The organism is uncultured Thermus sp. (genome assembly GCF_938010445.1).
Classification (GTDB): domain Bacteria; phylum Deinococcota; class Deinococci; order Deinococcales; family Thermaceae; genus Thermus; species Thermus altitudinis.
Map to the genome: position 1 here is coordinate 1 of NZ_CALLUR010000098.1, position 20,195 is coordinate 20,195.

A 20,195-nucleotide genomic window follows, 5' to 3' on the forward strand; every position below is an offset into this window, starting at 1 on the left:
GAGAGTCCACGGGGTTCCCATCCTGATCCAAAAGGACCACGTAGCCACGGGGTGAACCCGGCAATGGGTAAAGGACCAAGGTGTAGCTATAGTTGTAGGCCACTATGTTGCCGTTCTCGTCTTTTTCGGTGGAAAAGGAAAAGTTCTCTCGGGACACCTGAACTGTGGGAGCCCCCACCACCAGCCCCCCCTCAAAGAAGGAACTACAACCCCCTAAGGCCAAGGCCATGAGCAGAAGCCACACTATTCTTCCCTTCATCCCTCACCCCTTTCACCCCATCATCTCCTCGCGCCACCTGGGATTGAGTATAGCAAAGCTCAAGCGGGTAAGACCCGCTAAGAAGTCCACGTTCTCCACCGCCACCTCCTTGGGCACCTCCAGCACCGTGGGGGCGAAGTTAAGGATGCCCTTAATGCCAGCGGCCACCAGGCGGTTGGCGGCTTCCTGGGCCGCCTCCCGGGGAACGGTGAGGAGGGCGATCTCTATGCGGCCTGGCACCCTCTCCGGCAAGAGGTCCAGGTGCTCCACCACCCCGTTCCCCACCCGACGGCCAATCTTTTCCGGGTCTACATCAAAGAAACCCCGTAACTCAAAGCTCTCCCCAAAGCCGGGATAGTCGGCCAAGGCGCTTCCCAAGCGGCCCATGCCCACAATGCAAAGGCCCCACCTCCGATTGAGGCCCAGGATGTGGCGGAGCTCCCGTTTGAGCACGGGCACCGTGTAGCCCACCCCCCGGGTGCCGTAGGAACCAAAGTAGGATAGGTCCTTACGCACCTGGAAGGCGGTCACCTGAGCCTCCTCCGCCAGCTGCTCGGAGCTGGTGCGGTGGATCCCCTTGGCCTCCAGTTCCTCCAGAATACGCAAATAGGTCACCAAACGGCTGATGGCGGCGCTGGGTACCTTCATCGCACCTCCAGGGCCTCGAGGCCCAAGGCCCGCACCTTGGCCTTAAGGGCCTCCTTCTCCTCCTCGGCCACCGGGCCGACGCGGACCCGGTAAACCCCATCCTTCACCAAGACCACCGGTAGGCCCATCTCCTTGAGCTTCCCCGCCAGGACCAAGGCGTTTTCCTCCTTCTGGAAAGCCCCCACCTGTAGGTAAAGGGTGCCTGAGGCGGGCGGGGGTGCCCCTTGGCCCCGGTAAACCTGGGCGCCATACGAGGCCAAAGCCTCCGCCACCCGGCGCGCTTCCGCCTCGGTGGCATAAGGACCCACCACCACCCGGGTCAGGTTCCCCGCTGGCTCCAAGCGGGCCGGGTAACCCTTCTGGGCCAGCTCCTGGCGAAGCTTGGCGGCGTTTTCCGGGTTGGCGAAGGCTCCCACCCCTACCCGGTAGGCCCCGCTGGGCCCAGGGGAGGGAACGGATGGGGTTTCTGGCGGAGATGGGCGCTTGGCCGGGAGCGTGGGCTTGGATGCCGCAGGAGGTTTCGGAGCCGGGGATTCCCCAGGAGCCTGGGGAAGGGGCAGCACCATGACCACGGGCTCGGAAGCAGGTTTAGCCTCAGCAGGCTTTTCCTGAGGGGCAGGCGCCACCTGGGAAGGTGGAGCCGAGGAGGGGGCAGGCGAGGAGGTCACCGAAGGCCCGGGCTGGAAGGAGGTGTCCACCTTGGGCCGAGCAAAGGGATTGATTCCCGTCAGGTAAAGGACAATGCCCGCCGCCACCAAGGCGATGAGGAGAAAGATGAGGAAGTCCAACCAGTTCTCACGTAGCCAACGCATCCTACCTCCGCAGGAGGGCCTGCGCCTCCTTTGAGCCCAGGGCGGCTGCCTGGGCCAAGGCCCGCTGGCCTTCCGCCTCCCGGCCTAAACCTCTAAGGGCTAAGCCCAGGTTATACCAGGCCGCCGCCTGGTTGGGCGCCCTCTGCAACACCTCCCTCAGGACCACTTCCGCATCGCCAAACCGCCCCAAGGCCACCAGGGCCGCCGCCAGGTTGACCCCCACCTCCGGGTCCCGGCCAGACTCGTAAAGGGGGCGGAGGAGGGCCAGGGCCTCCTCGAGGCGGCCCTTTTCCAGCAGCAACGCCCCCCTAAGGGCCTGGGCCTCCGGGGTGGCCATCCCCTCCAGGAGCTTGAGGGCCTCCTCCTTCCGGCCCAAGGCATAGGCGGCTTGGGCCTTCAGGAAGGTACCGGGAGGCCCAGCCTCGTCGGCATAGCGGTAGGCGTTTTTGTAATCCCTTAAGCGCAAGGAGGCCACCGCCAGGCTCAAGGCCACCTGGGGCTCGGGGCTTACCCGGTAGGCAGCCAGCAGGTAGCCCAGGGCTCCCTTGGCATCCCCCGCCTCCAGGCGGGCCTGCCCTAGAAGGTAGGCGGCCTCCCACAGGGATGGATCCAGGGCATAGGCCTCCCGCAACAGGGGCTCGGGCTTAGGGGAAAGCTGGGCCTTGCGCAGGAGGAGCCGGGCCCTTGCCTTCCCCTCCACCGCCTTAAGCCCTCGGTCCAGCTCCCTTAGGGCCCTCTCCTTGAGGCCCTCCTCCGCCAGGATGCGGGCTAAAAGATCCCAGCCCTCAGCCAGCCCAGGCTCCCGGTTCACAAGGCCATAGAGCACCGGCACCGCCTCCGCCCGGGCCCCCGAGGCGTACAGGGACTGGGCCAGGGCCAGGTGGTAGGCCGGGCTCCGCTCTGGGGTAAGACCCTTGCGCAAGACCCCCGCCGCCTCTTTGGCCTGTCCCGCCTGGGTGAGGGCGCTGGCCCATCCCAGGTAGGCTTCCTCTGTGGGCCTGAGTTCCACCGCTTTGGCAAAGGCCTCCGCTGCCTCCTTGGGCCTTCCCAGGCGCAACTGGACCTGGCCCAGGTTGAAATGCCCCTCGTAGCGGTCGGGGAAGACCCGGACCATCTGGTCAAAGGCGAAGCGGGCCTCCTCGAGGCGGCCCAGGCGAAAGAGGCTTACCCCCAGGCCCAAATGGGCCTCAAAGAGGCCATAATCCTGCGACAGAACCTCCTCGTAGGCCAGGGCGGCCTTGGCGTACTCCCCGGCCTTAAAAAGGCCATCCGCCCGCTCCAAGGAAACCTGGGCCCAGGCTATCCCAAACCCAAGGAGCAGGGGAAGGACTCGGGAAAAAGGATTCATCATAAGGGCCTCCAACGCGTCGTTGCCCTTAGCATAGCATAGCTCCAGGCCAAAGGCCCTTTGCTATCCTAAGGGCGTGGGTGGGGTCTTGGCTAAACCCTTGGACCTGGATGCCCCGAGGGTGCTGGTGCTGAATGCCGCCTACGAGGTCTTGGGGCTGGCCAGCATCAAGCGAAGCGTCCTCTTGGTGCTTTCCGGGGGAGCGGAGATGCTTTCGGAAAGCGGCCGCTACCTGCACACCCCATCCACCCGGATCCCCGTCCCCAGCGTCATCCGCTTGAAGCGCCTGGTGCGGCGGGGACCAAGCCGCATCCCCCTCAACCGCCGCAACATCCTGAGGCGGGACCGCTACACCTGCCAGTACTGTGGAAGGCAAGGGGGGGAGCTGACCGTGGACCACGTGCTTCCTAAAAGCCGGGGCGGCCGGAGTACCTGGGAAAACCTGGTGGCCGCCTGCCGTCCCTGCAACCTGAAGAAGGGGGACCGCACCCCCGAGGAGGCGGGGATGCGCCTGCTCAAGCCCCCCCGGGCGCCCAGGGCGCCCCTTTTTCTTTCCGACCTGAAAGAGGTCCCCGAGGACTGGCAACCCTACCTTCAGGTGTGGCTAACCTGAAGCCCCTAGCGCCGCACCGTAAGGAGCACCGCCAGGAGCACCAGGCCCGCCCCCAGGTAAGCCCATAGGGAAAGCACCTCCCGGAAAAGGAGATAGGCGAACAGGTTGGCCACCACGGGCTCGAGGGTGGCCACCACGCTGGCCCGGGTGGCGGGAAGGCGCCTTAATCCCGCATAGTAGGCCAGATAGGCCCCGTACGTGGAAAACGTCCCCAAGAAGAGCAAGGCTCCTAGGCCCTTGGGGCTCAGAGGCGGGAACTCCACCCAGGGCAAAAGCCCCAAGGCCCCCACGGGCAGGGCGTAGAGGAAGAGGGTGGGGGTGGCGTAACGGGGAAGGTAAAGCTTGCCGAAGATGTAGTAAAGGGCATAGGTGAACCCGGAAAGGAGCCCGAAGAAAAGGGCCAGGTACAGGACCCGTACCCCACTCCCCCCTCCTGCCCCCATCAGCCCCACCCCCAGAAGGGTCAGGGCCACCGCCCAAAGCCCCGTGGGGTCCAGGGGTTCCTTGAGAACCACCCGGGAAAGGAGGGCCACCCAGGCGGGGGCCGTGTAGAGGAGGACCGAGGCCAAGGCCGCCCCCCCGTAGACCACCGCCAGCTGGTAGGAACCGTAGAAGAGGGAAACCCCCACCAGACCGAAAAGCAGGAGGGGTAAGGCATCCCGGCCCTCCACCCTGACCTGGCGCAGGAAGAGGGCATGCGCGCCGAAGAACACCCAGGCGATGACCGCCCGGAAAAAGGCCACGGCAAGCGGGGTAAGCCCTTCCTGAAAGGCCAGGCGGCTTACGGGGCCGATGAGACCCCAAAGGAAGGCCGCCAGGAGCAGGTAGAGGTAGCCCATGGGGAAGAGTGTATAATCCCCCCGGTGCCCTATGGAGGCTGACCTATGAGCGCGCGCACCCTTTTTGCCCTCTTCGTCCTCCTTCTGCTGGTGCTCTTCGCCTGGCTCAACTGGGGGGAGATTACCAAACCCACCTCCCTATCCTTAGGCCTCACCCGGGTGGAAGCCCCCTTGGGCTTGGTCCTGGTGGTGGCCTTGGGGGTGGTTTCCCTCCTCTACCTCATCTTCACCATCGGCCTGGAAACCGCCGCCCTCCTGGAGGTGCGGCGCTACGCCCGGGAGCTTCTCCACTACAAAAAGCTGGCCGAACAAGCGGAGGAGAGCCGCTACACCGAGCTCAGGCGCTACCTGGAAGAGGAACTGAAGCGCCTGGCGGAGGCGGAGAAGGAGGAGATCCGGGCCCTCGAGGCCCGCCTGGCGGAAATCCTGGAAAAGCACGGCAACACCCTGGCCGCCTACATCGGCGAACTGGAGGACCAGGTGCTAAGGCTCCTCCAGGAGCGGGGAGGAAAGGCCTAAACGCCGGTACCCCATCCTGGGGCCCGGCGCCAAAGGGGTATCCTTGCCCCCTTTCGGTACCCTACTCCACCAGCTCCACCAGGGCCAAGGGCGCCCCATCCCCCCGCCGGCGCTCCGCCAGCTTCAGCACCCGGGTGTACCCCCCGGCCCGGTTCTGGTACTTGGGAGCAATCTCATCAAAGAGCTTGCGCACCAGCTTCACGTCCTGCAGATCCCTCAGCACCAGGCGGCGGGCGTGCAGGTCGCCCCGCTTGGCCAGGTGGATGAGGTGGTCCACGAACCCGGTGAGCTCCTTGGCCTTGGGCACGGTGGTGGTGATGCGGCCATGGGTGAGCAGGCTCTTGGCCTGGTTCCGGTATAGGGCCAGGCGGTGGGAAGAGTGGCGGTTCAACTTCCTTCCAGACTTTAGGTGGCGCATGGTCTCACTCCTTTAGGGCGAAGCCCCTCTTGGCCAGGGCCTCGCGGATCTCCTCGAGGCTCCTTTCCCCGATGCCGGGGATGTTCTTAAGGTCCTTGAGGTTCAAGGCCAAAAGCGCCCGCACCGACTCGATCCCCTCCTCCTTGAGGCTGTGAAGAACCCGGGTGGAAAGCCCTAGCTCCTCCAAGGGCAGGTCCAGGTCCTCCTCCCCTTCCGTGCGCTCCACCGAAGCCGGCTCCGGGGCAGGCAGGGCGGTGGCCTGGGGGTTGGCGAAGTAGGAAAGGTGCTCCCTAAGGATCTCCACCGCCTGGTTCAGGGCCTCCAGGGGGGTCACGGAACCGTCCGTCCAGATCCTAAGGGTCAGCTTGTCCAGGTCGGTGCGCTGGCCAAGCCGGGTATCCTCCACCTGGAAGGCCACCCGGCGCACAGGGGAAAAGATGGCGTCCACGGGGATGGAGTTGATCCGGTCCTTGATGCCGTGGCGCTCGGCGGGCACGTACCCCACGCCCCGGTCCACCCGCACCTCCATGTAGAGCTTGCCCCCCTCCTCCAAGGTGGCGATGGGCAGATCGGGGTTTAGGATCTCGGCATCGGGTGGGACGACAAAATCCCCCGCCCTGACCACCTTAGGGCCTTGGGCCTTTAGGATCAGGGTGGTGGTCTGCATCCTGGGGTCCAGGAAGCGCACCACCAGCTCCTTCAGGTTCAGGATGATCTCCACCACATCCTCCTTGACCCCGGGAATGGTGGAGAACTCGTGGAGCACATCCTCAATGTAGACGCTGGTGACCGCGGTCCCGGGGATGGAGGAAAGGAGAATCCGCCTCAAGGGGTTGCCCAGGGTGACGCCGAACCCCCGCTCCAGGGGCTCCAGGACGAACTCCCCATATTCCCGCCCCTGGGTGCGCACCGTGAAGACCGGGGCTTTCAGCTTGCTCTCTAACATAGACCTCCTTGCCAATATAGGGGCCCGGACAGGCCAGGCCCCTCCAGGGCTACCTGGAGTAGAACTCCACCACCAGCTGCTCGTTCACGGGCAGGGCCAGGTCCTCCCGATCCGGCAGGCGCAGGAACTTGCCCTTCATCCCCTCCACGTCCAAGGAAAGCCAGGGGCCCACCTTGCGGCCCTTCATGGCCTCGAGGTTCTCCCGGATGAAGGCCAGGTTGCGGCTACCCTCGGCGATGGCGATCTCGTCCCCCGGCTTCACCCGGTAGGCGGGAAGGTCCACCCGGCGCCCGTTCACGGTGATGTGCCCATGGCGCACCATCTGCCGGGCCTGGCGGCGGCTAGCAGCGAAGCCCAGCCGATAGACCACATTGTCCAAGCGGGACTCCAAAAGCCCCAGGAAGACGGTACCTGTAACCCCCTTCTTACGGCTGGCCTCCTCAAAGAGGTTGCGGAACTGGGTTTCCGAAATCCCGTAGATGCGGCGGAGCTTCTGCTTCTCCCTCAGGCGCACCGCGTAGTCGGAAGGCCGGCGGGTGCGCTTCTGCCCGTGCTGCCCCGGAGGGTAGGGGCGGCGCTCCATGGCGCACTTGGGGCTGTAGCAACGCTCCCCCTTCAGGTAAAGCTTCACTCCTTCCCGGCGGCAAAGACGGCAAACTGGACCAATGTAACGACCCATCTTCTCCTACTCCTTACGAAGCCTTGCGGAACTTTTTCTTAGGCCGGCAGCCGTTATGGGGCACGGGGGTGTCGTCCACGATGGACTTCACCTGCAAACCCGAGGCCTGGAGGGCCCGGATGGCCTGCTCCCGGCCCGCCCCAGTGCCGCGCACGATCACGTCCACGCTCTGCATGCCGTAGGCCATAGCCTTCTTGGCGGCGTCCATGGCCGCAAGCTGGGCCGCATACGGGGTGCCCTTGCGGCTCCCCTTGTAGCCGATGACCCCACCCGAGGACCAGGTGATGGGGTTGCCGTCCGGGTCGGTGATGGTCACGATGGTGTTGTTGTAGGAGGCGTGGATGTACGCCTTCCCAATGGCCACCTGTCGCTTGACTTTTTTCTTGGTCGCTTTTCTGGCCATACTCTCCCTCAGCTTTAGGAGTATCCACTGGCCCTAGAACTACTTCCTAGGCGCCTTCTTCTTGCCCGCCACCGTCTTGCGGGGGCCCTTCCGGGTACGGGCATTGGTACGGGTGCGCTGCCCCCTCACCGGCAATCCGCGGCGGTGGCGGAGGCCCCGGTAGCAACCGATGTCCATGAGACGCTTGATGTTGGCGGCTACCTCCGCCCTGAGCTCACCCTCCAGCTTCCAGGTGTTCTCCACGTACTCCCGAAGGCGCACCACCTCCGCCTCGGTGAGGTCCTTTACCCGGGTCGCCGGGTTGATCCCCGTCTTCTCCAAGGCCTCCTTGGCCCGGGCCGGCCCCACGCCGTAGATGTAGGTGAGGGCCACGTCCACCCGCTTGTTCCTGGGAATCTCCACACCTGCAATCCTCGCCACGTTCCCTCCTTACCCTTGCCGCTGCTTGTGCTTCGGGTTTTCGCAGATCACGTACACCCGACCGTGCCGGCGCACCACCTTGCACTTGTCGCACATCTTTTTCACCGATGCCCGTACCTTCATCTCGCCTCCTACTTCCTGTACACGATGCGGCCCCGCGTGGGGTCGTAGGGGGTAATCTCCACCACCACCCGGTCCCCAGGCAGGATGCGGATGTAGTGCATGCGCATCTTGCCCGAGATGTAGGCCAGGATCTCGGGCCCCGAGTCCAGCTTCACCCGAAACGTGGTGTTGGGCAAGGCCTCGGTAACCACGCCCTCTGCCCGAATGGTGTCCTTCTCCTTCGCCATACCCCTCCTACTGCGCCCGCACCAGGGCAACCCCGGTGAGAAGCTCCGGGCCCTCTTCCGTCACCAAGACGGTGTTCTCGTAGTGGGCGGCGAGGTTGCCAGGTCCGGCGCTCGCCGTCCAGCCATCTTCCAATATTACCACAGAGGCTGGGCGCAAGGTGACCATGGGCTCGAGGGCCAGGGTCATACCCGGCCGGATCTTGGGTCCCGTTCCCGGCTTGCCGAAGTTGGGCAGCTGGGGATCCTCGTGGATCTCCCGGCCTACCCCATGCCCCACGAACTCCCGCACCACCCCATACCCCCGGCCTTCCAGAAAAGTCTGCACCGCATGGGCCACATCCCCGATGCGGTAGCCGGGCCTAAGGTACTTAAACCCCTCCCAGAAGGCAGCCTCCGTGTCCCTTATGAGCCTTTCCGCCTCCGGGGAAACCTTGCCCACGGGAAAGGTCCGGGCCATATCCGCAGCGAAACCCCCGTAGATGAGGCCCACATCCACGGAGAGGATATCCCCTTCCTTTAGGGGCTCCTCTGAGGGAATGCCGTGAACCACCACCTCGTTCACCGAGGTGCACAGGGTGGCGGGAAACCCATATAGACCCAGGAAGGCCGGCTTGGCCTTGCGCTTCCTTATGGCCTCGTAGGCGATCCGGTCCAGCTCCTTGGTGGTGATGCCGGGCTCCACGTGCCGCCCCACCTCCTCCACCACCTCGGTGAGGAGGGCCCCCGCCTCCCGCATGCGCTCAATCTCCCATGGACTCTTCAGCTTGATGGCCATCAGATTCCTAAGGAAGCCCGGATGCGGGCGTAGACCTCATCAGGGGTACCCAGGCCATCCACCCGCCTCAAGGCACCCGTTTTCTCATAATACTGCACCAAGGGCTCGGTCTTCTCCCGGTAAACCCGGAGCCGGTGCCGGATGGTCTCCTCGTTATCGTCGGAACGACCCTCCAGCTCCGCCCGCTTCAGCATCCGGGCGATGAGCTCCTCCTCCGGCACCTCCACCAGCACCACCCCGAGGAGCCGGGTTCCCGTTTCCCCGAGGAGCTGGTCCAAAGCCTCGGCCTGGGCCAGGGTACGGGGAAACCCATCAAAAATCACCCGTTCCGCCAGCTCCTCCCGGATCAGGGCCAGGATGAGCTCATCCGGCACCAGGTCCCCCCGGTCCATGATGGGCTTCACCTGCTGGCCTAAGGGCGTGCCCCGGGCCACGTGGTCCCGGAGGATGTCCCCGGTGGAAAGCTTCTTAAAGCCCAGCTCCACCGCAAGCCGCGAGGCCTGGGTACCCTTCCCCGCCCCCGGCGGCCCCAAGAAGATCACCGCTTCCCCCATCCTTCCTCCTAACGCGTGCGGCCGCGGATGCGGCCCTTGGAGAGGAACCCCTCGTAGTTCCTCAGCATCAGCTGGCTCTCAATCTGCCTAAGGGTATCCAGGGCCACGCCCACCACGATGAGAAGGCCGATGCCGGAAAAGGCGATGCTCTTCACCCCGGTGAGGTTCTGGATGATCTGGGGCAAGGCCGCCACCAGGCCCAGGAAAAGGGCCCCCCAGAGGGTCAGGCGGGAAACGATGTGCTCCAGGAACTTCACCGTGGGCTCCCCGGGACGGATACCCGGGATGAAGCCCCCGTACTCCCGGAGGCTTTCCGCAATCCGCTTGGGGTCAAACTGCACCGCGGTGTACACGTAGGTGAAAAGGACGATGAGCGCCACCTCAATGAGTAGACCCGAGAAACGGGTGGGGTTGAAGAAGTTGGCGATGGCCTGGAGCACGGGGTTGTCCTGGAAGGGGGCGGTGAGGAAGATGGGAATCTGCAGAATGGCGGCGGCGAACACGATGGGGATGACGCCAGCGGCGTTCAGCTTGATGGGGATGTAGGTGGCCTGCCCCCCATAGACCCTTCTGCCCACCACCTTCCTGGCGTACTGGACAGGAATACGCCTTTCCGCCTGCTGCACCGCCGCCATCCCGGCAAAGGCCAAGACGATGAAGGCCAGGAAGAAGAGGAAGGCCACCAGGTTCACTTCCCCGGTGCGGATGAGGCCCGCGGTGCGGAAAAGCTGCGGCAGCCAGTCCACCACGATCCCGGCAAAGATGATCATGCTGGTGCCGTTGCCGATGCCGTACTCGGTGATGCGCTCCGCCATCCAAAGGAGAAGGGCGATGCCCGCCACCTGGGTGACCACCACCACCAGCCAGAAAAAGGGACCGGGGGACCAGCCGGGAAGGAGGAAGCGCCCGCCCTCCGCCCCCAGGAAGGCGGTGGCCAGAAAGAATCCCTGGAAAGCCCCCAGAGCGATGCCGCCGATGCGGGTGTACTGGTTGATGATGCGGCGGCCCTCCTCACCCTCCTTGGAAAGCTTCTCCAGGGCGGGGACCACGTTCACCAAAAGTTGCATGATGATGGCCGCGGTGATATAGGGCATGATCCCCAGGGCAAAGATGGAGAAGCGCTCAAAGTTACCGCCGGAAAACAGGTTGATGATGCCGAAAACCCCCCCCTGGGTGGTGCGCAGGAACTCCTGGATCTTGTCCAGGTCCACCCCCGGGGTGGGGATAAAGGCCCCCAGGCGGTAGGCGGCCAACACCAGCAGGGTGAAGAGGATCCGCTGGCGCAGTTCGGGAATGGCCAGGGCGCTCCGGAAGGCCTTAAGCATCCTAAGCCTCCTTAGGCGTTTGCCCTTCAGGCAATGGGGCCAGCAGGACGGCCTCGCCGCCCGCAGCCTTCAGCTTCTCCAGGGCAGTTTTGGAAAAGGCGTGGGCCACCACCCTAAGGGGCTTAGCCTCCCCCTCCCCGAGCACCTTTAGCCTGTACCCCTTCTTCAGAATCCCGGCCTGGACCAGCATCTCGGGGGTCACCTCCCCCTGGAAGCGGGCCAGGTCCCTCAGGTTCACCCCCTGGTACCTGGGCCGCTTGATCTCCCCGGGCACCTGGCCCTGCATCCCCCGCTTGGGCAGGCGCATCAGGGTGGTGGAGCGCCCCCCCTCAAAGCGGCGCGGGTCCTTGAGGCCACCGGAGCGGGACTTCTGCCCCTTGTGGCCCCGGGTGGCCGTCTTGCCGTGGCCGGAGCCAGGACCCCGCCCCACCCGTTTCCGCCTCTTGTTGGCACCAGGATTGGGTTTTAGATCGGTGAGCTTCATTCCAGCACCTCCACCCGCACCAGGTGGGCCACCTTCTGGATGTTCCCCCGTATGGCGGGATGGTCTTCAAAGACCTTTTCCTTGTGAAGCTTGGTCAGCCCCAGGGCCTTCAAGGCCGCCTTCTGGTCCTTGGGATACCCAATGGGGCTTTTCACCAGCTTGACCTTAAGCTTGGCCATCACTCCTCACCGCCTTTCCGCAGGCGCTCCACATCCTGCTTGGTCTTAAGCTGCCTGAGCGCCTCCATGGTGGCGTAGGCGATGTTGATGGGGTTACGGCTCCCCAGCTCCTTGGTGAGGATATCCGTGATCCCGGCGAGCTCGAGGATGGCCCGGGGAACCGCCCCCGCGATCACCCCCGTACCCGGGGCTGCCGGCTTCAGGAGGATCTTGGAAGCTCCGTACTCCACCTCAATCTCATGGGGAATGGTGCCGTTTTGGATGGGCACCTCCACCATGTTGCGGCGGGCGTAATACCCCGCCTTCTGCACCGCAAGGGGCACCTCCTTGGCCTTACCCAGGCCCAGGCCCACCCGGCCCTGCCGATCCCCCACCACCACCAAGGCTCCGAAGCGGAAGCGGCGGCCACCCTGGTAGGTCTTGGCGGTGCGCCGCACCAGGATCATCTTCTCTTCAAAATCGGTCTCGGGCATGCTTCCTCCTCGCTACGCGACCTAGAACTCCAGGCCCCCTTCTCTGGCCCCTTCCGCCAGGGCCTTGACCCGTCCGTGGTACTTGTAAGGACCCCGGTCAAAGGCCACCTTGGTGATCCCCAAGGCCTTGGCCTTCTCCGCCAAGGCCCGGCCCACCTGCCGGGCCACCTCCGTCTTGTTGCCCTGGAGCTTCAGGGCCAGGCTGGACTCGGCCACCAGGGTATGGCCCTTCTCGTCGTCAATGATCTGGGCGTAGATGTGGTTAAGGCTCCGGAAGACGGACAAGCGGAGCCGGCCCGCGCGCTTGACGCGGTTGCGCACCCGGAACTTGCGGCGTTCGTATGCGGTAAGCCGTGCCATGGTTCCCCCTACTTCTTGGCCCCGGCCTTGCCGGGCTTGAGGCGGACGGGCTCGCCCGCGTAGTAGATACCCTTCTCATGGTAGGCGCTGGGCTTCTTGATGGCGCGGAGGTTGGCGGCCACCTGGCCCACCTTCTGCTTGTCTATGCCCAGAACGCGAATCTTGGTGGGTTCGGGGACCTCAAAGGTCACGCCCTCCGGCGGCTCCACCACCACGGGGTGGCTGAAGCCCACGGTGAGCTCCACCGCCCGACCCGCAAGCCGGGCCCGGTAACCGATGCCCTTGATGAGGAGCTCCTTCACGTACCCCTCGGAAACCCCTTTGATGGCGTTGGCGATGAGGGTTCGGGTAAGGCCGTGGAGGCTCTTGTGCCGCCTTTCATCCGAGGGCCTTTCCACCCGCACCAGCCCCTCCTCCACCACCACCCGCATCTCCGGGGAGATGGGCACGGAAAGCTCGCCCTTGGGGCCTTTGACCTTAACCAGCCCCGGAGCCACCTCCAGGGTGACCCCCTTGGGCAAGGGAATGGGAAGCCGGCCAATCCTAGACATCACCACACCTCACAGATGAGCTCCCCACCCACGCCCAACCGCCGGGCCTCCCGATCGGTGAGAACCCCCTTGGGCGTGGACAGGATGGCAATCCCCAAGCCGCGGCGCACCCGGGGAATCTCCTTGACCCCCACATAGACCCGCCGCCCAGGACGGCTGATGCGGCGGATGTGGTTGATGACCTGTTCGGGCCGGGGGTCCAGCCCCTGGCGCCTTGGCCCGTACTTTAGGTAGATGCGCAGGACGGGTTTACCGTCCACCTCCACCCGCTCGTACCCCTTGATGAAGCCCTCCCGCTTGAGGATCTTGAGGATCTCCTCCTTGAAACGGGAGGCGGGCACCTCGGTGCTCTCCTTGTAGACCCGGGTGGCGTTCCGAATCCGGGTCAGCATGTCGGCAATGGGGTCGGTCAACATTTCCTCTCTCCTTTTACCTCACTCCTGGACCATGCGGTCTCGAGGGAACCCCCCCGACCGGCCACGGCCTACCAGCTGGCCTTCTTCACCCCGGGAAGCTGGCCCTTGTGGGCAAGCTCCCGAAGGCAAAGCCGGCAGAGCCCAAAGTAGCGGTAGACGCTCCTGGCCCTCCCGCAGCGCACGCAACGGGTGTAGGCCCGCACCTTGAACTTGGGAGTACGCTTGGCCTTTTCGATCAACGCTTTTCTCGCCATGCTCGCCTCACTTGCGGAAGGGGAAGCCCAGAAGCTCCAAAAGGACCTTGGCCTCCTCGTCGGTCCGGGCGGTGGTGACCACCGCAATATCCATGCCCCTAAGGGCGTCCACCATGTCGTAGGTGATCTCCGGGAAGATGAGCTGTTCCCTAAGGCCCAGGTTGTAGTTGCCCCGGCCGTCAAAGCTGGCCGGGTTTACCCCGCGGAAGTCGCGGATGCGGGGAAGCGCCACGTGCAGGAGCTTCTCCAGGAAGATCCACATGCGGTCGCCCCGCAGGGTAACCCTGAGCCCGATGGGCATCCCCTTGCGCAGCTTGAAGTTGGAGATGGACTTCTTGGCCCGGGTTATGGCTGGCTTTTGACCGGTGATGAGGGCCAGCTCTTTGGAAGCCTTCTCCAGGATGCGGGCATCCTCCTTGGCCTCGCCCAAGCCCTGGTTGACCACCACCTTCTCCAGCCTGGGCACCTCCCAGACGTTTTGGTAGCCGAAGCGGCGGATGAGCTCGGGCCGGACCTCCTCGTAGTATTTCCTTTTCAGCGCTACATCCAGGGGCATCTTACTCCTCCACGTCCAAAGACCCGCCGCACTTGGCGCAAACCCGGATCTTGCGGCCATCCTCCAGGAACTTCTTGCGCACCCGGGTGGGCTTGCCGCATGCGGGGCAGATGGGGCGCACCTTGGAGGCATGCAGGGGGGCTTCCTGCTCCACAAAGCCACCCTGGGGATGCTGGGGGCTGACCCGCACCGCCTTCTTGACGATGTTCACCCCCTCCACGATGACCGCACCCTTCCTGGGCAGAACCGCCTTCACCTTGCCCACCTGGCCCTTGTACTTGCCGGAGGCCACCAGAACCGTGTCCCCCTTCTTCACATGCACCTTGGCCTGCATCAGAGCACCTCCGGAGCCAGGGAGACGATCTTCATGAACCCCTTTTCCCGAAGTTCCCGCGCCACGGGTCCGAAAACACGGGTGCCCCGGGGCTCCAGCTGGTTGTTGATGATGACGGCGGCGTTGTCGTCAAAGCGGATGGCCGAGCCATCGGGGCGCTTTACTTCCTTTTTGGTGCGCACCACCACCGCCTTCACCACGTCCCCTTCCTTCACCGCCCCGCGAGGGATGGCCTCCTTTACGCTGGCCACGATCACATCCCCCACGGTGGCGTATTTGGCGTTGGAACCTTTAAGGACCCGGATGCACATGATCTTGCGGGCCCCGGTATTGTCGGCCACCTCCAGGTAGGTTTGGGGCTGGATCATGCCTTACCTCCCCGCTTGGAAAGGCTGGCGTAGTTCTGCCTACGCACCAGGTACTTCTCCACCAGGTCCAACCGACCCCCTTCCACCAGGCGCAAAACCCTAAAGCGCTTGCGCTTGGAGATGGGGCGGGCTTCAATGATCTCCACCACGTCCCCCACCTGGTACTTCTCCTCGGGGTCGTGGGCCAGGTACTTTTTGGAGCGCTTGATCACCTTGCCATAGAGGGGGTGGGGGAACTGGCGCTCCACCAAGACCGTGACGGTCTTCTGCATCTTGTCACTCACCACCACCCCGGTCAGCACCTTCTTAGGCATTGGCCCTCCTCTTCTCGTTCAGGATCGTGAGGAGCCGGGCGATGAGGCGCCTGGTCTCCCGCACCCGGTGGTTCTGGGAAAGCTGGCCGATGGAGGCCTGGAAGCGAAGTTCCATCAGCTCCCGCTTCTTCTCCCGAACCAGCTTTTCAATCTCACTGGGAGAGAGCTTGCGGATCTCACTGGGCTTCATCGTAGGCATCCCTCCTCACGATCTTGGTCCGGATGGGAAGCTTGTGGCCGGCAATGCGCAAGGCCTCGAGGGCCTGCTCCTCGGTGACCCCCGCCACCTCAAACATCACCCGCCCCGGCTTCACCACCGCCACGTAGCCTTCCACGTTGCCCTTACCCTTACCCATCCGCACCTCGAGGGGCTTCTTGGTGTAGGGCTTGTCGGGGAAGATGCGGATGAAGATCTTCCCCCCACGGCGGAAGTGGCGCACCATGGCCACACGGGCCGCCTCAATCTGCTGGGAGGTGATCCAGGCGGGTTCCATGGCCACCAGGCCGAAGTCCCCAAAGGCCACGTAGTCACCCCCCTTGGCCGCCCCCTTCATGCGGCCCCGGTGCTGCTTGCGGTACTTCATGCGCCTGGGCATCAACATGGCCTACTCCTCCTTCTTCACGCGCACGGCTGGGCGGCGGCGGCGGGGCCTCTCCTCCGCCCTTGGCTCCTCGGGCCGGGCCTTGGGCTTCTGGCCGCCAATCACCTCGCCCAGGAACACGTAGGCCTTGACCCCCAGCACCCCGTAGGTGGTGCGGGCCAAAGCGAAGCCATAGTCTATATTAGCACGCAACGTGTGGAGGGGCACCCGGCCCTCGGCCGCCCACTCGGTGCGGGCCTGCTCGGCGCCACCGATGCGGCCGGACACGATCACCTTGGCCCCCTTGGCCCCCGCCTCCATGACCCGCTGCACCGCCTGCTTGATGGCCCGGCGCACGGCAAAGCGGCGCTCAATCTGCTCCGCCACCCGCTGGGCCACCAGGGGCGCCGAGAGGTTGGGGTTATGGATCTCCTGGACGTTCAGGGCCACGTTCTTTCCCGTGAGCTGGGAAAGGGTGTCCCTCAGGACCTTGATCTTCTCCCCGCCCCGGCCGATGACCACGCCGGGCTTGGCCACGTGCACGGTTACGGCCACGTTGTCCGCAGCCCGTTCAATGTCAATGCGGGCCAGACCTGCCGGGTAGAGCTCCTTGGTGAGGACCTCACGAATCCTCTGGTCCTCCAGAAGAAGATGGCGGTACTGCTTCTTGCCCGCATACCAACGGGACTCCCAGTCCCGGGTGATGCCGAGCCTAAACCCGATGGGGTGGATCTTATTTCCCATGTTTCTCCCCCAAGATCACCGTGATGTGGCTGGTCTTCTTCTTGATGATGTCCGCCCGGCCCCGGGCCCGGGGAAGCACCCTCTTTAGGGCGGGCCCCTCGTCCACAAAGGCCGCCTTCACGTAAAGCCGGTCCTCCAGCATGTCGTGGTTGTTGACCGCATTGGCGGCGGCGGACTCCAGCACCTTGGCCACGTAATAGGCCCCCCGCTTAGGGGTGTAGCGCAGGAGGGCGCGGGCCTCCTCGAGGCTCTTCCCCCGGATCAGGTCCACCACCAACCGGACCTTCCTGGGGGAGATGCGCACGTAACGGGCAATGGCTTTCGCTTCCATGGCTACTTCTTCTTGGTGGCCTTAGCCTCTTTGCCATGCCCCCGGTAGGTGCGGGTGGGGGCGAACTCTCCCAGCTTGTGCCCCACCATGTTCTCGGTGATGTAGACGGGCACGTGCTGCTTGCCGTTGTAGACCGCAATGGTATGGCCCACCATCTCGGGGACGATGGTGGAGCGGCGGCTCCAGGTCTTGATGAGCCGCTTTTCCCCCTTGGCGTTCAGCTCCAGCACCTTCTCCAAGAGGTGTTCGTCAACGAATACGCCCTTCTTCAAGCTACGCGGCATGGCTCACCTCACTTCTTGCGCCGGGCGATGATGAAGCGGCTGGAGGGCTTCCGCCGCTTCCTGGTCTTAAGGCCCTTGGTCTGCCAGCCCCAGGGGGAAGCGGGAGGCCGGCCCCGGGGTGCCCGGCCCTCACCACCGCCGTGGGGGTGGTCCACCGGGTTCATGGCGGCACCCCGCACGTGGGGCTTGCGGCCCAGCCAGCGGGTGCGGCCCGCCTTGCCCAGAACGATGTTCTTGTGGTCGGCGTTGCCCACAGCCCCGATGGTGGCGTAGCACTCCCCGTGCACCTTCCTAAGTTCCCCGGAAGGCAGGCGCAGAATCACGTAATCCCCTTCCCGGCCCTGGATCTGGGTGCTGGTGCCAGCGGAACGGGCCAGCTTAGCCCCTTTCTTGGGCTCCAACTCCACCGCATGCACCACGGTACCCACAGGGATGAAGCGCAGGGGGAGGGCGTTGCCCACCCCTATAGGGGCATCCGGCCCCGCCACCACCTGCTGGCCCACCTGCAGGCCATCGGGGGCGATAATGTAGCGCTTTTCCCCGTCCACGTAGTGCAAGAGGGCGATGCGGGCCGAGCGGTTGGGGTCGTACTCAATGGCCGCCACCTTGGCGGGGATGCCTGCCTTATCCCAGCGCTTGAAGTCAATGATCCGGTAAAGCCGCTTGTGGCCGCCCCCCCGGAAGCGCACGGTGATGCGCCCCTGGTTGTTCCGCCCCCCCGTCTTCTTCAGGGGCTTGACCAAAGACTTCTCCGGCTCCGTTTTGGTGATCTCGGAGAAGTCCGCCACCGTCATGAAGCGGCGGCTTGGGGTGTAGGGTTTGAACTTCTTTACTGCCATCCTCTATGCCTCCTGCCGGATCGGGGCCGGGCCCCCCTCCCGGCTTAGGTCTAGATGAGGCCCTCCAAGGCCTCAATCTTCTGCCCGGCAGCCACCTGCACGATGGCCTTCTTGCGGTCGGGGCGCTTGCCCAGGTAACGGCCCAGGCGCTTCTTCTTTCCCCGCACCGTCATGGTGTTCACCCCCACCACCTTGACCTTAAAGGCCGCCTCCACGGCGTTTTTAATCTCCGTTTTGGTGGCCTTGGGGTGGACCCAGAAGGTGTACTTGCCCTCGGCGAAGCCGGCATAGGCCTTCTCGGAAAGCACCGGGGCCAGGATCACGTCAAAGGCGGTCTTCATGCCTCACCCCCCATGCGGGCCTGGAAGGCCTCCCAGGCCGCCAGGTCCATGACCAGGCGTCCGGTGCGCAGGATGTCGTAGACGTTGAGCCCTTCCGGGGCCAGGGTTACCACCCAAGGGAGGTTGCGGGCCGCCCGGCGCACCACCTCGTTGGCCGTGACCAGGAGGACGCTTTCCGCGCCGTCCAGCCCCGCGGCCTTGGCCCAGGCCAAAAACTCCTTGGTCTTGCCGTTCACGCCGGGGAAGTCCTCCACCAAAAGGAGCTTGCCCTCCCTAGCCCGGTCGGCCACGGCCATGGCCAAGCCCGCCTGCCGCACCTTCTTGGGCAAGGTGTAGCTGTAGTCCCGGGGCTTGGGGCCAAAAACCACCCCACCCCCCACGAAGATGGGGGCCCCGATATCCCCGTGGCGGGCCCGCCCCGTGTGCTTCTGGGGGTAGATCTTGCGGCTGGAATAGGCCACCTCACCCCGGGTCTTGGTGCTGGCGGTACCCCGGCGCCTTTTCGCCAGCTGCCAGCGCACCACCTCCCAAAGGAGATGGGGATTGATCTCCTGGGGAAGGTCAGCGGAAAGCTCCCGCTTGCCAGACGAGGAGAGAACAGGAATCTGGTACACCATACCCTCCTTTACTTGGCCACCTTCTTGGTCTCGCGCACCAGCACCAAGCCCCCGTTGGGGCCAGGCACCGCACCCTTGACCAAGAGGAGGTTTTCCTCGGGGATCACGTCCACCACCTCGAGGTTCATCACCGTGACCCGCTCAGCCCCATAGCGCCCGGCCATCTTCTTTCCCTTGTAGACCCGGCCTGGGGTCTTGCGGTTCCCGATGGACCCAGGGTGGCGGTGGATCTTGTGGGCACCGTGGGAATCGGGGCCGCCGGCGAAGTTCCAGCGCTTCATTACCCCCGCCGTGCCCCGGCCCTTGGAGGTGCCGGTCACGTCCACCCGCTCCCCTGCTTTAAAGATCTCCACGGTCACCACGTCGCCTTCCGGGTTGAAGCCGCGGATCTCCTTCAGGATGCGCACCGGCCCCACCCCAGCCCGGGCGAAATGCCCCTTCATGGGCCGGTTCACCCGCTTAGGGTTTTGGGGCAGGAAGCCCAGCTGGACCGCCGTATACCCATCCTTTTCCGGCGTCCGGCGCTGGACCACCGGGCAGGGGCCCGCCAGGATCACGGTGACGGGAATGGCCCGGTCCTCCCGGTAAATCCGGGTCATGCCCACCTTTAGGCCCAGGATGCCTTTCATTTGCCACCCCCCACGGTCTTGATCTCGATCTCCACCCCGGTGGGCAGGTCCAGGGACATAAGGCTCTCAATGGTCTTGCGGTTGGGGTTCAGGATGTCCACCAGGCGGTGGTGGGTGCGCAGCTCAAAGTGTTCCCGGGAGTCCTTGTGCTTGAAAGGACCCCGGATCACGGTGAAGCGCCTAACCCGGGTAGGCAGGGGCACGGGACCCGAGACCTGAGCCCCGGAGCGCCGGGCCGCTTCCACGATCTTCTGGGCCGAGGCGTCCAGGGTCTTGTGGTCAAAGCCCCGTAGCTTGATGCGGATCTTGGGCATGCCTCACCTCACTCCAGGATCTTGGTGACCACGCCGGCGCCCACGGTCCGCCCACCCTCACGAATGGCAAACCGCAAACCCTCCTCCAAGGCCACCGGCTTGATCAGCTCCACCGTAAACGTCACATTGTCCCCAGGCATCACCATCTCCACACCCGCCGGCAGCTCCACCACCCCGGTCACATCCGTGGTCCGAAAGTAAAACTGCGGCCGGTATCCCGTGAAAAATCCCGTGTGCCGGCCCCCCTCCTCCTTCTTCAAGATGTACACCGAGGCCTCAAACTTGGTGTGCGGCGTAATGCTCCCAGGCTTCGCCAGC

General features: G+C 64.6%; 37 protein-coding genes and 2 pseudogenes. 2 read left to right on the forward strand and 37 right to left on the reverse strand.

Annotated elements, in window-relative coordinates; all coding sequences use genetic code 11:
- The 4 genes and pseudogenes from Q0693_RS05410 to Q0693_RS05425 all read right to left on the reverse strand — a co-directional run.
- Window positions 1-259 (reverse strand): annotated as a pseudogene (locus tag Q0693_RS05410) (hypothetical protein); the annotation flags it as partial.
- A 12-nt stretch (window positions 260-271) separates the two neighbouring features.
- On the reverse strand, window positions 272-907 hold the full coding sequence (locus tag Q0693_RS05415) for a redox-sensing transcriptional repressor Rex (RefSeq protein ID WP_298629787.1): 636 nt from the start codon (window positions 905-907) through the stop codon (window positions 272-274).
- Entirely contained in the window at window positions 904-1,719 is an 816-nt protein-coding gene (locus tag Q0693_RS05420; RefSeq protein ID WP_298629789.1) for an SPOR domain-containing protein, read from the reverse strand. The genes Q0693_RS05415 and Q0693_RS05420 overlap by 4 nt, the downstream gene beginning before the upstream one ends.
- Window position 1,720: 1 nt before the next feature.
- Entirely contained in the window at window positions 1,721-3,070 is a 1,350-nt protein-coding gene (locus tag Q0693_RS05425) for a tetratricopeptide repeat protein (RefSeq protein ID WP_298629791.1), read from the reverse strand.
- 97 nt (window positions 3,071-3,167) lie between these two features.
- Between Q0693_RS05425 and Q0693_RS05430 the strand changes: the two genes are divergently transcribed.
- Window positions 3,168-3,680: an HNH endonuclease gene (locus tag Q0693_RS05430; RefSeq protein WP_114313022.1), complete on the forward strand. Its 513-nt coding sequence runs from the start codon at window positions 3,168-3,170 to the stop codon at window positions 3,678-3,680.
- A gap of 5 nt (window positions 3,681-3,685) precedes the next feature.
- On the opposite strand, the gene Q0693_RS05435 is transcribed toward Q0693_RS05430, so the two are convergent.
- Window positions 3,686-4,519 carry a DMT family transporter gene (locus tag Q0693_RS05435; protein WP_298629793.1) on the reverse strand — a complete coding sequence of 278 codons (834 nt, stop codon included), beginning with the start codon at window positions 4,517-4,519 and terminating at the stop codon, window positions 3,686-3,688.
- A 45-nt stretch (window positions 4,520-4,564) separates the two neighbouring features.
- Here Q0693_RS05435 and Q0693_RS05440 point away from each other — a divergent pair, with 45 nt between their 5' ends.
- The gene (locus tag Q0693_RS05440; RefSeq protein WP_243031854.1) at window positions 4,565-5,038 is read left to right on the forward strand and encodes a DNA cytosine methyltransferase; all 474 of its coding nucleotides are present in this window, start codon (window positions 4,565-4,567) and stop codon (window positions 5,036-5,038) included.
- A gap of 61 nt (window positions 5,039-5,099) precedes the next feature.
- Here Q0693_RS05440 and rplQ read toward each other — a convergent pair whose 3' ends face one another.
- From rplQ to tuf, 32 genes and pseudogenes are all read right to left on the reverse strand, one after another.
- Complete coding sequence (gene rplQ / locus Q0693_RS05445; protein ID WP_019550483.1) at window positions 5,100-5,456, reverse strand: 50S ribosomal protein L17; 357 nt, start codon at window positions 5,454-5,456, stop codon at window positions 5,100-5,102.
- A gap of 4 nt (window positions 5,457-5,460) precedes the next feature.
- Window positions 5,461-6,402, reverse strand: a complete 942-nt coding sequence (locus tag Q0693_RS05450; RefSeq protein WP_243029055.1) for a DNA-directed RNA polymerase subunit alpha — start codon at window positions 6,400-6,402, stop codon at window positions 5,461-5,463.
- 49 nt (window positions 6,403-6,451) lie between these two features.
- Window positions 6,452-7,081, reverse strand: coding sequence for a 30S ribosomal protein S4 (gene rpsD / locus Q0693_RS05455; RefSeq protein ID WP_015718085.1), 630 nt, complete (start codon window positions 7,079-7,081; stop codon window positions 6,452-6,454).
- Between the two features lie 13 nt (window positions 7,082-7,094).
- A complete protein-coding gene (gene rpsK / locus Q0693_RS05460) occupies window positions 7,095-7,484 on the reverse strand; it encodes a 30S ribosomal protein S11 (protein WP_298629803.1) in 390 nt (129 codons plus the stop codon).
- A gap of 39 nt (window positions 7,485-7,523) precedes the next feature.
- Entirely contained in the window at window positions 7,524-7,904 is a 381-nt protein-coding gene (gene rpsM, locus Q0693_RS05465; protein WP_015718087.1) for a 30S ribosomal protein S13, read from the reverse strand.
- Between the two features lie 9 nt (window positions 7,905-7,913).
- Complete coding sequence (gene rpmJ, locus Q0693_RS05470; RefSeq protein ID WP_041438733.1) at window positions 7,914-8,027, reverse strand: 50S ribosomal protein L36; 114 nt, start codon at window positions 8,025-8,027, stop codon at window positions 7,914-7,916.
- Window positions 8,028-8,035: 8 nt separating this feature from the next.
- Window positions 8,036-8,254 (reverse strand): translation initiation factor IF-1, encoded by a 219-nt coding sequence (gene infA / locus Q0693_RS05475; protein WP_003043942.1) that lies wholly within the window; start codon window positions 8,252-8,254, stop codon window positions 8,036-8,038.
- A gap of 7 nt (window positions 8,255-8,261) precedes the next feature.
- Window positions 8,262-9,029, reverse strand: coding sequence for a type I methionyl aminopeptidase (gene map / locus Q0693_RS05480; RefSeq protein WP_243031856.1), 768 nt, complete (start codon window positions 9,027-9,029; stop codon window positions 8,262-8,264).
- Window positions 9,029-9,583, reverse strand: a complete 555-nt coding sequence (locus Q0693_RS05485; protein WP_243031857.1) for an adenylate kinase — start codon at window positions 9,581-9,583, stop codon at window positions 9,029-9,031. Before Q0693_RS05485 ends, map begins: the two co-directional genes overlap by 1 nt.
- An 8-nt stretch (window positions 9,584-9,591) precedes the next feature.
- Window positions 9,592-10,908 (reverse strand): preprotein translocase subunit SecY, encoded by a 1,317-nt coding sequence (gene secY, locus Q0693_RS05490; protein WP_243031858.1) that lies wholly within the window; start codon window positions 10,906-10,908, stop codon window positions 9,592-9,594.
- 1 nt (window position 10,909) lies between these two features.
- A complete protein-coding gene (gene rplO, locus Q0693_RS05495) occupies window positions 10,910-11,392 on the reverse strand; it encodes a 50S ribosomal protein L15 (protein WP_243031859.1) in 483 nt (160 codons plus the stop codon).
- Window positions 11,389-11,571, reverse strand: a complete 183-nt coding sequence (gene rpmD / locus Q0693_RS05500; RefSeq protein WP_243031860.1) for a 50S ribosomal protein L30 — start codon at window positions 11,569-11,571, stop codon at window positions 11,389-11,391. The genes rplO and rpmD overlap by 4 nt, the downstream gene beginning before the upstream one ends.
- Window positions 11,571-12,044: a 30S ribosomal protein S5 gene (rpsE, locus tag Q0693_RS05505; protein ID WP_015718093.1), complete on the reverse strand. Its 474-nt coding sequence runs from the start codon at window positions 12,042-12,044 to the stop codon at window positions 11,571-11,573. The genes rpmD and rpsE overlap by 1 nt, the downstream gene beginning before the upstream one ends.
- A gap of 21 nt (window positions 12,045-12,065) precedes the next feature.
- Window positions 12,066-12,404, reverse strand: coding sequence for a 50S ribosomal protein L18 (gene rplR, locus Q0693_RS05510; RefSeq protein WP_243029070.1), 339 nt, complete (start codon window positions 12,402-12,404; stop codon window positions 12,066-12,068).
- A gap of 8 nt (window positions 12,405-12,412) precedes the next feature.
- Window positions 12,413-12,955, reverse strand: a complete 543-nt coding sequence (gene rplF / locus Q0693_RS05515; protein ID WP_114312981.1) for a 50S ribosomal protein L6 — start codon at window positions 12,953-12,955, stop codon at window positions 12,413-12,415.
- On the reverse strand, window positions 12,955-13,371 hold the full coding sequence (rpsH, locus tag Q0693_RS05520) for a 30S ribosomal protein S8 (protein WP_114312982.1): 417 nt from the start codon (window positions 13,369-13,371) through the stop codon (window positions 12,955-12,957). Before rpsH ends, rplF begins: the two co-directional genes overlap by 1 nt.
- Window positions 13,372-13,439: 68 nt before the next feature.
- Window positions 13,440-13,625, reverse strand: a complete 186-nt coding sequence (locus Q0693_RS05525; RefSeq protein ID WP_018111303.1) for a type Z 30S ribosomal protein S14 — start codon at window positions 13,623-13,625, stop codon at window positions 13,440-13,442.
- A gap of 7 nt (window positions 13,626-13,632) precedes the next feature.
- Complete coding sequence (gene rplE / locus Q0693_RS05530; RefSeq protein WP_243031862.1) at window positions 13,633-14,181, reverse strand: 50S ribosomal protein L5; 549 nt, start codon at window positions 14,179-14,181, stop codon at window positions 13,633-13,635.
- Window position 14,182: 1 nt separating this feature from the next.
- Window positions 14,183-14,515: a 50S ribosomal protein L24 gene (rplX, locus tag Q0693_RS05535; RefSeq protein WP_243029075.1), complete on the reverse strand. Its 333-nt coding sequence runs from the start codon at window positions 14,513-14,515 to the stop codon at window positions 14,183-14,185.
- Window positions 14,515-14,883 (reverse strand): 50S ribosomal protein L14, encoded by a 369-nt coding sequence (gene rplN / locus Q0693_RS05540; RefSeq protein ID WP_003043914.1) that lies wholly within the window; start codon window positions 14,881-14,883, stop codon window positions 14,515-14,517. Before rplN ends, rplX begins: the two co-directional genes overlap by 1 nt.
- Complete coding sequence (gene rpsQ, locus Q0693_RS05545; RefSeq protein ID WP_243029076.1) at window positions 14,880-15,197, reverse strand: 30S ribosomal protein S17; 318 nt, start codon at window positions 15,195-15,197, stop codon at window positions 14,880-14,882. Before rpsQ ends, rplN begins: the two co-directional genes overlap by 4 nt.
- Complete coding sequence (rpmC, locus tag Q0693_RS05550; protein ID WP_243029077.1) at window positions 15,190-15,387, reverse strand: 50S ribosomal protein L29; 198 nt, start codon at window positions 15,385-15,387, stop codon at window positions 15,190-15,192. Before rpmC ends, rpsQ begins: the two co-directional genes overlap by 8 nt.
- Window positions 15,374-15,799, reverse strand: a complete 426-nt coding sequence (gene rplP / locus Q0693_RS05555; RefSeq protein ID WP_038058331.1) for a 50S ribosomal protein L16 — start codon at window positions 15,797-15,799, stop codon at window positions 15,374-15,376. Before rplP ends, rpmC begins: the two co-directional genes overlap by 14 nt.
- Window positions 15,800-15,802: 3 nt before the next feature.
- Window positions 15,803-16,522 (reverse strand): 30S ribosomal protein S3, encoded by a 720-nt coding sequence (gene rpsC / locus Q0693_RS05560; protein ID WP_243031863.1) that lies wholly within the window; start codon window positions 16,520-16,522, stop codon window positions 15,803-15,805.
- Window positions 16,512-16,853 carry a 50S ribosomal protein L22 gene (gene rplV / locus Q0693_RS05565; protein WP_243031864.1) on the reverse strand — a complete coding sequence of 114 codons (342 nt, stop codon included), beginning with the start codon at window positions 16,851-16,853 and terminating at the stop codon, window positions 16,512-16,514. The genes rpsC and rplV overlap by 11 nt, the downstream gene beginning before the upstream one ends.
- Window positions 16,854-16,855: 2 nt before the next feature.
- On the reverse strand, window positions 16,856-17,137 hold the full coding sequence (gene rpsS / locus Q0693_RS05570; protein WP_114312989.1) for a 30S ribosomal protein S19: 282 nt from the start codon (window positions 17,135-17,137) through the stop codon (window positions 16,856-16,858).
- Between the two features lie 8 nt (window positions 17,138-17,145).
- The gene (gene rplB, locus Q0693_RS05575) at window positions 17,146-17,976 is read right to left on the reverse strand and encodes a 50S ribosomal protein L2 (RefSeq protein ID WP_243029080.1); all 831 of its coding nucleotides are present in this window, start codon (window positions 17,974-17,976) and stop codon (window positions 17,146-17,148) included.
- Window positions 17,977-18,026: 50 nt separating this feature from the next.
- The gene (locus Q0693_RS05580) at window positions 18,027-18,317 is read right to left on the reverse strand and encodes a 50S ribosomal protein L23 (RefSeq protein WP_015718106.1); all 291 of its coding nucleotides are present in this window, start codon (window positions 18,315-18,317) and stop codon (window positions 18,027-18,029) included.
- Window positions 18,314-18,934, reverse strand: coding sequence for a 50S ribosomal protein L4 (gene rplD / locus Q0693_RS05585; protein WP_298629832.1), 621 nt, complete (start codon window positions 18,932-18,934; stop codon window positions 18,314-18,316). The genes Q0693_RS05580 and rplD overlap by 4 nt, the downstream gene beginning before the upstream one ends.
- An 8-nt stretch (window positions 18,935-18,942) precedes the next feature.
- Window positions 18,943-19,563 (reverse strand): 50S ribosomal protein L3, encoded by a 621-nt coding sequence (rplC, locus tag Q0693_RS05590; protein ID WP_243031866.1) that lies wholly within the window; start codon window positions 19,561-19,563, stop codon window positions 18,943-18,945.
- On the reverse strand, window positions 19,560-19,877 hold the full coding sequence (gene rpsJ / locus Q0693_RS05595; RefSeq protein WP_015718109.1) for a 30S ribosomal protein S10: 318 nt from the start codon (window positions 19,875-19,877) through the stop codon (window positions 19,560-19,562). Before rpsJ ends, rplC begins: the two co-directional genes overlap by 4 nt.
- 8 nt (window positions 19,878-19,885) lie before the next feature.
- A pseudogene (gene tuf / locus Q0693_RS05600) lies at window positions 19,886-20,195 on the reverse strand (elongation factor Tu); the annotation flags it as partial.

Bases quoted from the DNA above. Each gene is read 5' to 3' on its own strand.
- Q0693_RS05415 (WP_298629787.1), bottom strand. From the start codon at position 907: ATGAAGGTACCCAGCGCCGCCATCAGCCGTTTGGTGACCTATTTGCGT.
- Q0693_RS05420 (WP_298629789.1), bottom strand. From the start codon at position 1,719: ATGCGTTGGCTACGTGAGAACTGGTTGGACTTCCTCATCTTTCTCCTC.
- Q0693_RS05425 (WP_298629791.1), bottom strand. From the start codon at position 3,070: ATGATGAATCCTTTTTCCCGAGTCCTTCCCCTGCTCCTTGGGTTTGGG.
- Q0693_RS05435 (WP_298629793.1), bottom strand. From the start codon at position 4,519: ATGGGCTACCTCTACCTGCTCCTGGCGGCCTTCCTTTGGGGTCTCATC.
- Q0693_RS05440 (WP_243031854.1), top strand. From the start codon at position 4,565: ATGAGCGCGCGCACCCTTTTTGCCCTCTTCGTCCTCCTTCTGCTGGTG.
- rplQ (WP_019550483.1), bottom strand. From the start codon at position 5,456: ATGCGCCACCTAAAGTCTGGAAGGAAGTTGAACCGCCACTCTTCCCAC.
- Q0693_RS05450 (WP_243029055.1), bottom strand. From the start codon at position 6,402: ATGTTAGAGAGCAAGCTGAAAGCCCCGGTCTTCACGGTGCGCACCCAG.
- rpsD (WP_015718085.1), bottom strand. From the start codon at position 7,081: ATGGGTCGTTACATTGGTCCAGTTTGCCGTCTTTGCCGCCGGGAAGGA.
- rpsK (WP_298629803.1), bottom strand. From the start codon at position 7,484: ATGGCCAGAAAAGCGACCAAGAAAAAAGTCAAGCGACAGGTGGCCATT.
- rpmJ (WP_041438733.1), bottom strand. From the start codon at position 8,027: ATGAAGGTACGGGCATCGGTGAAAAAGATGTGCGACAAGTGCAAGGTG.
- infA (WP_003043942.1), bottom strand. From the start codon at position 8,254: ATGGCGAAGGAGAAGGACACCATTCGGGCAGAGGGCGTGGTTACCGAG.
- map (WP_243031856.1), bottom strand. From the start codon at position 9,029: ATGGCCATCAAGCTGAAGAGTCCATGGGAGATTGAGCGCATGCGGGAG.
- Q0693_RS05485 (WP_243031857.1), bottom strand. From the start codon at position 9,583: ATGGGGGAAGCGGTGATCTTCTTGGGGCCGCCGGGGGCGGGGAAGGGT.
- secY (WP_243031858.1), bottom strand. From the start codon at position 10,908: ATGCTTAAGGCCTTCCGGAGCGCCCTGGCCATTCCCGAACTGCGCCAG.
- rplO (WP_243031859.1), bottom strand. From the start codon at position 11,392: ATGAAGCTCACCGATCTAAAACCCAATCCTGGTGCCAACAAGAGGCGG.
- rpmD (WP_243031860.1), bottom strand. From the start codon at position 11,571: ATGGCCAAGCTTAAGGTCAAGCTGGTGAAAAGCCCCATTGGGTATCCC.
- rpsE (WP_015718093.1), bottom strand. From the start codon at position 12,044: ATGCCCGAGACCGATTTTGAAGAGAAGATGATCCTGGTGCGGCGCACC.
- rplR (WP_243029070.1), bottom strand. From the start codon at position 12,404: ATGGCACGGCTTACCGCATACGAACGCCGCAAGTTCCGGGTGCGCAAC.
- rplF (WP_114312981.1), bottom strand. From the start codon at position 12,955: ATGTCTAGGATTGGCCGGCTTCCCATTCCCTTGCCCAAGGGGGTCACC.
- rpsH (WP_114312982.1), bottom strand. From the start codon at position 13,371: ATGTTGACCGACCCCATTGCCGACATGCTGACCCGGATTCGGAACGCC.
- Q0693_RS05525 (WP_018111303.1), bottom strand. From the start codon at position 13,625: ATGGCGAGAAAAGCGTTGATCGAAAAGGCCAAGCGTACTCCCAAGTTC.
- rplE (WP_243031862.1), bottom strand. From the start codon at position 14,181: ATGCCCCTGGATGTAGCGCTGAAAAGGAAATACTACGAGGAGGTCCGG.
- rplX (WP_243029075.1), bottom strand. From the start codon at position 14,515: ATGCAGGCCAAGGTGCATGTGAAGAAGGGGGACACGGTTCTGGTGGCC.
- rplN (WP_003043914.1), bottom strand. From the start codon at position 14,883: ATGATCCAGCCCCAAACCTACCTGGAGGTGGCCGACAATACCGGGGCC.
- rpsQ (WP_243029076.1), bottom strand. From the start codon at position 15,197: ATGCCTAAGAAGGTGCTGACCGGGGTGGTGGTGAGTGACAAGATGCAG.
- rpmC (WP_243029077.1), bottom strand. From the start codon at position 15,387: ATGAAGCCCAGTGAGATCCGCAAGCTCTCTCCCAGTGAGATTGAAAAG.
- rplP (WP_038058331.1), bottom strand. From the start codon at position 15,799: ATGTTGATGCCCAGGCGCATGAAGTACCGCAAGCAGCACCGGGGCCGC.
- rpsC (WP_243031863.1), bottom strand. From the start codon at position 16,522: ATGGGAAATAAGATCCACCCCATCGGGTTTAGGCTCGGCATCACCCGG.
- rplV (WP_243031864.1), bottom strand. From the start codon at position 16,853: ATGGAAGCGAAAGCCATTGCCCGTTACGTGCGCATCTCCCCCAGGAAG.
- rpsS (WP_114312989.1), bottom strand. From the start codon at position 17,137: ATGCCGCGTAGCTTGAAGAAGGGCGTATTCGTTGACGAACACCTCTTG.
- rplB (WP_243029080.1), bottom strand. From the start codon at position 17,976: ATGGCAGTAAAGAAGTTCAAACCCTACACCCCAAGCCGCCGCTTCATG.
- Q0693_RS05580 (WP_015718106.1), bottom strand. From the start codon at position 18,317: ATGAAGACCGCCTTTGACGTGATCCTGGCCCCGGTGCTTTCCGAGAAG.
- rplD (WP_298629832.1), bottom strand. From the start codon at position 18,934: ATGGTGTACCAGATTCCTGTTCTCTCCTCGTCTGGCAAGCGGGAGCTT.
- rplC (WP_243031866.1), bottom strand. From the start codon at position 19,563: ATGAAAGGCATCCTGGGCCTAAAGGTGGGCATGACCCGGATTTACCGG.
- rpsJ (WP_015718109.1), bottom strand. From the start codon at position 19,877: ATGCCCAAGATCCGCATCAAGCTACGGGGCTTTGACCACAAGACCCTG.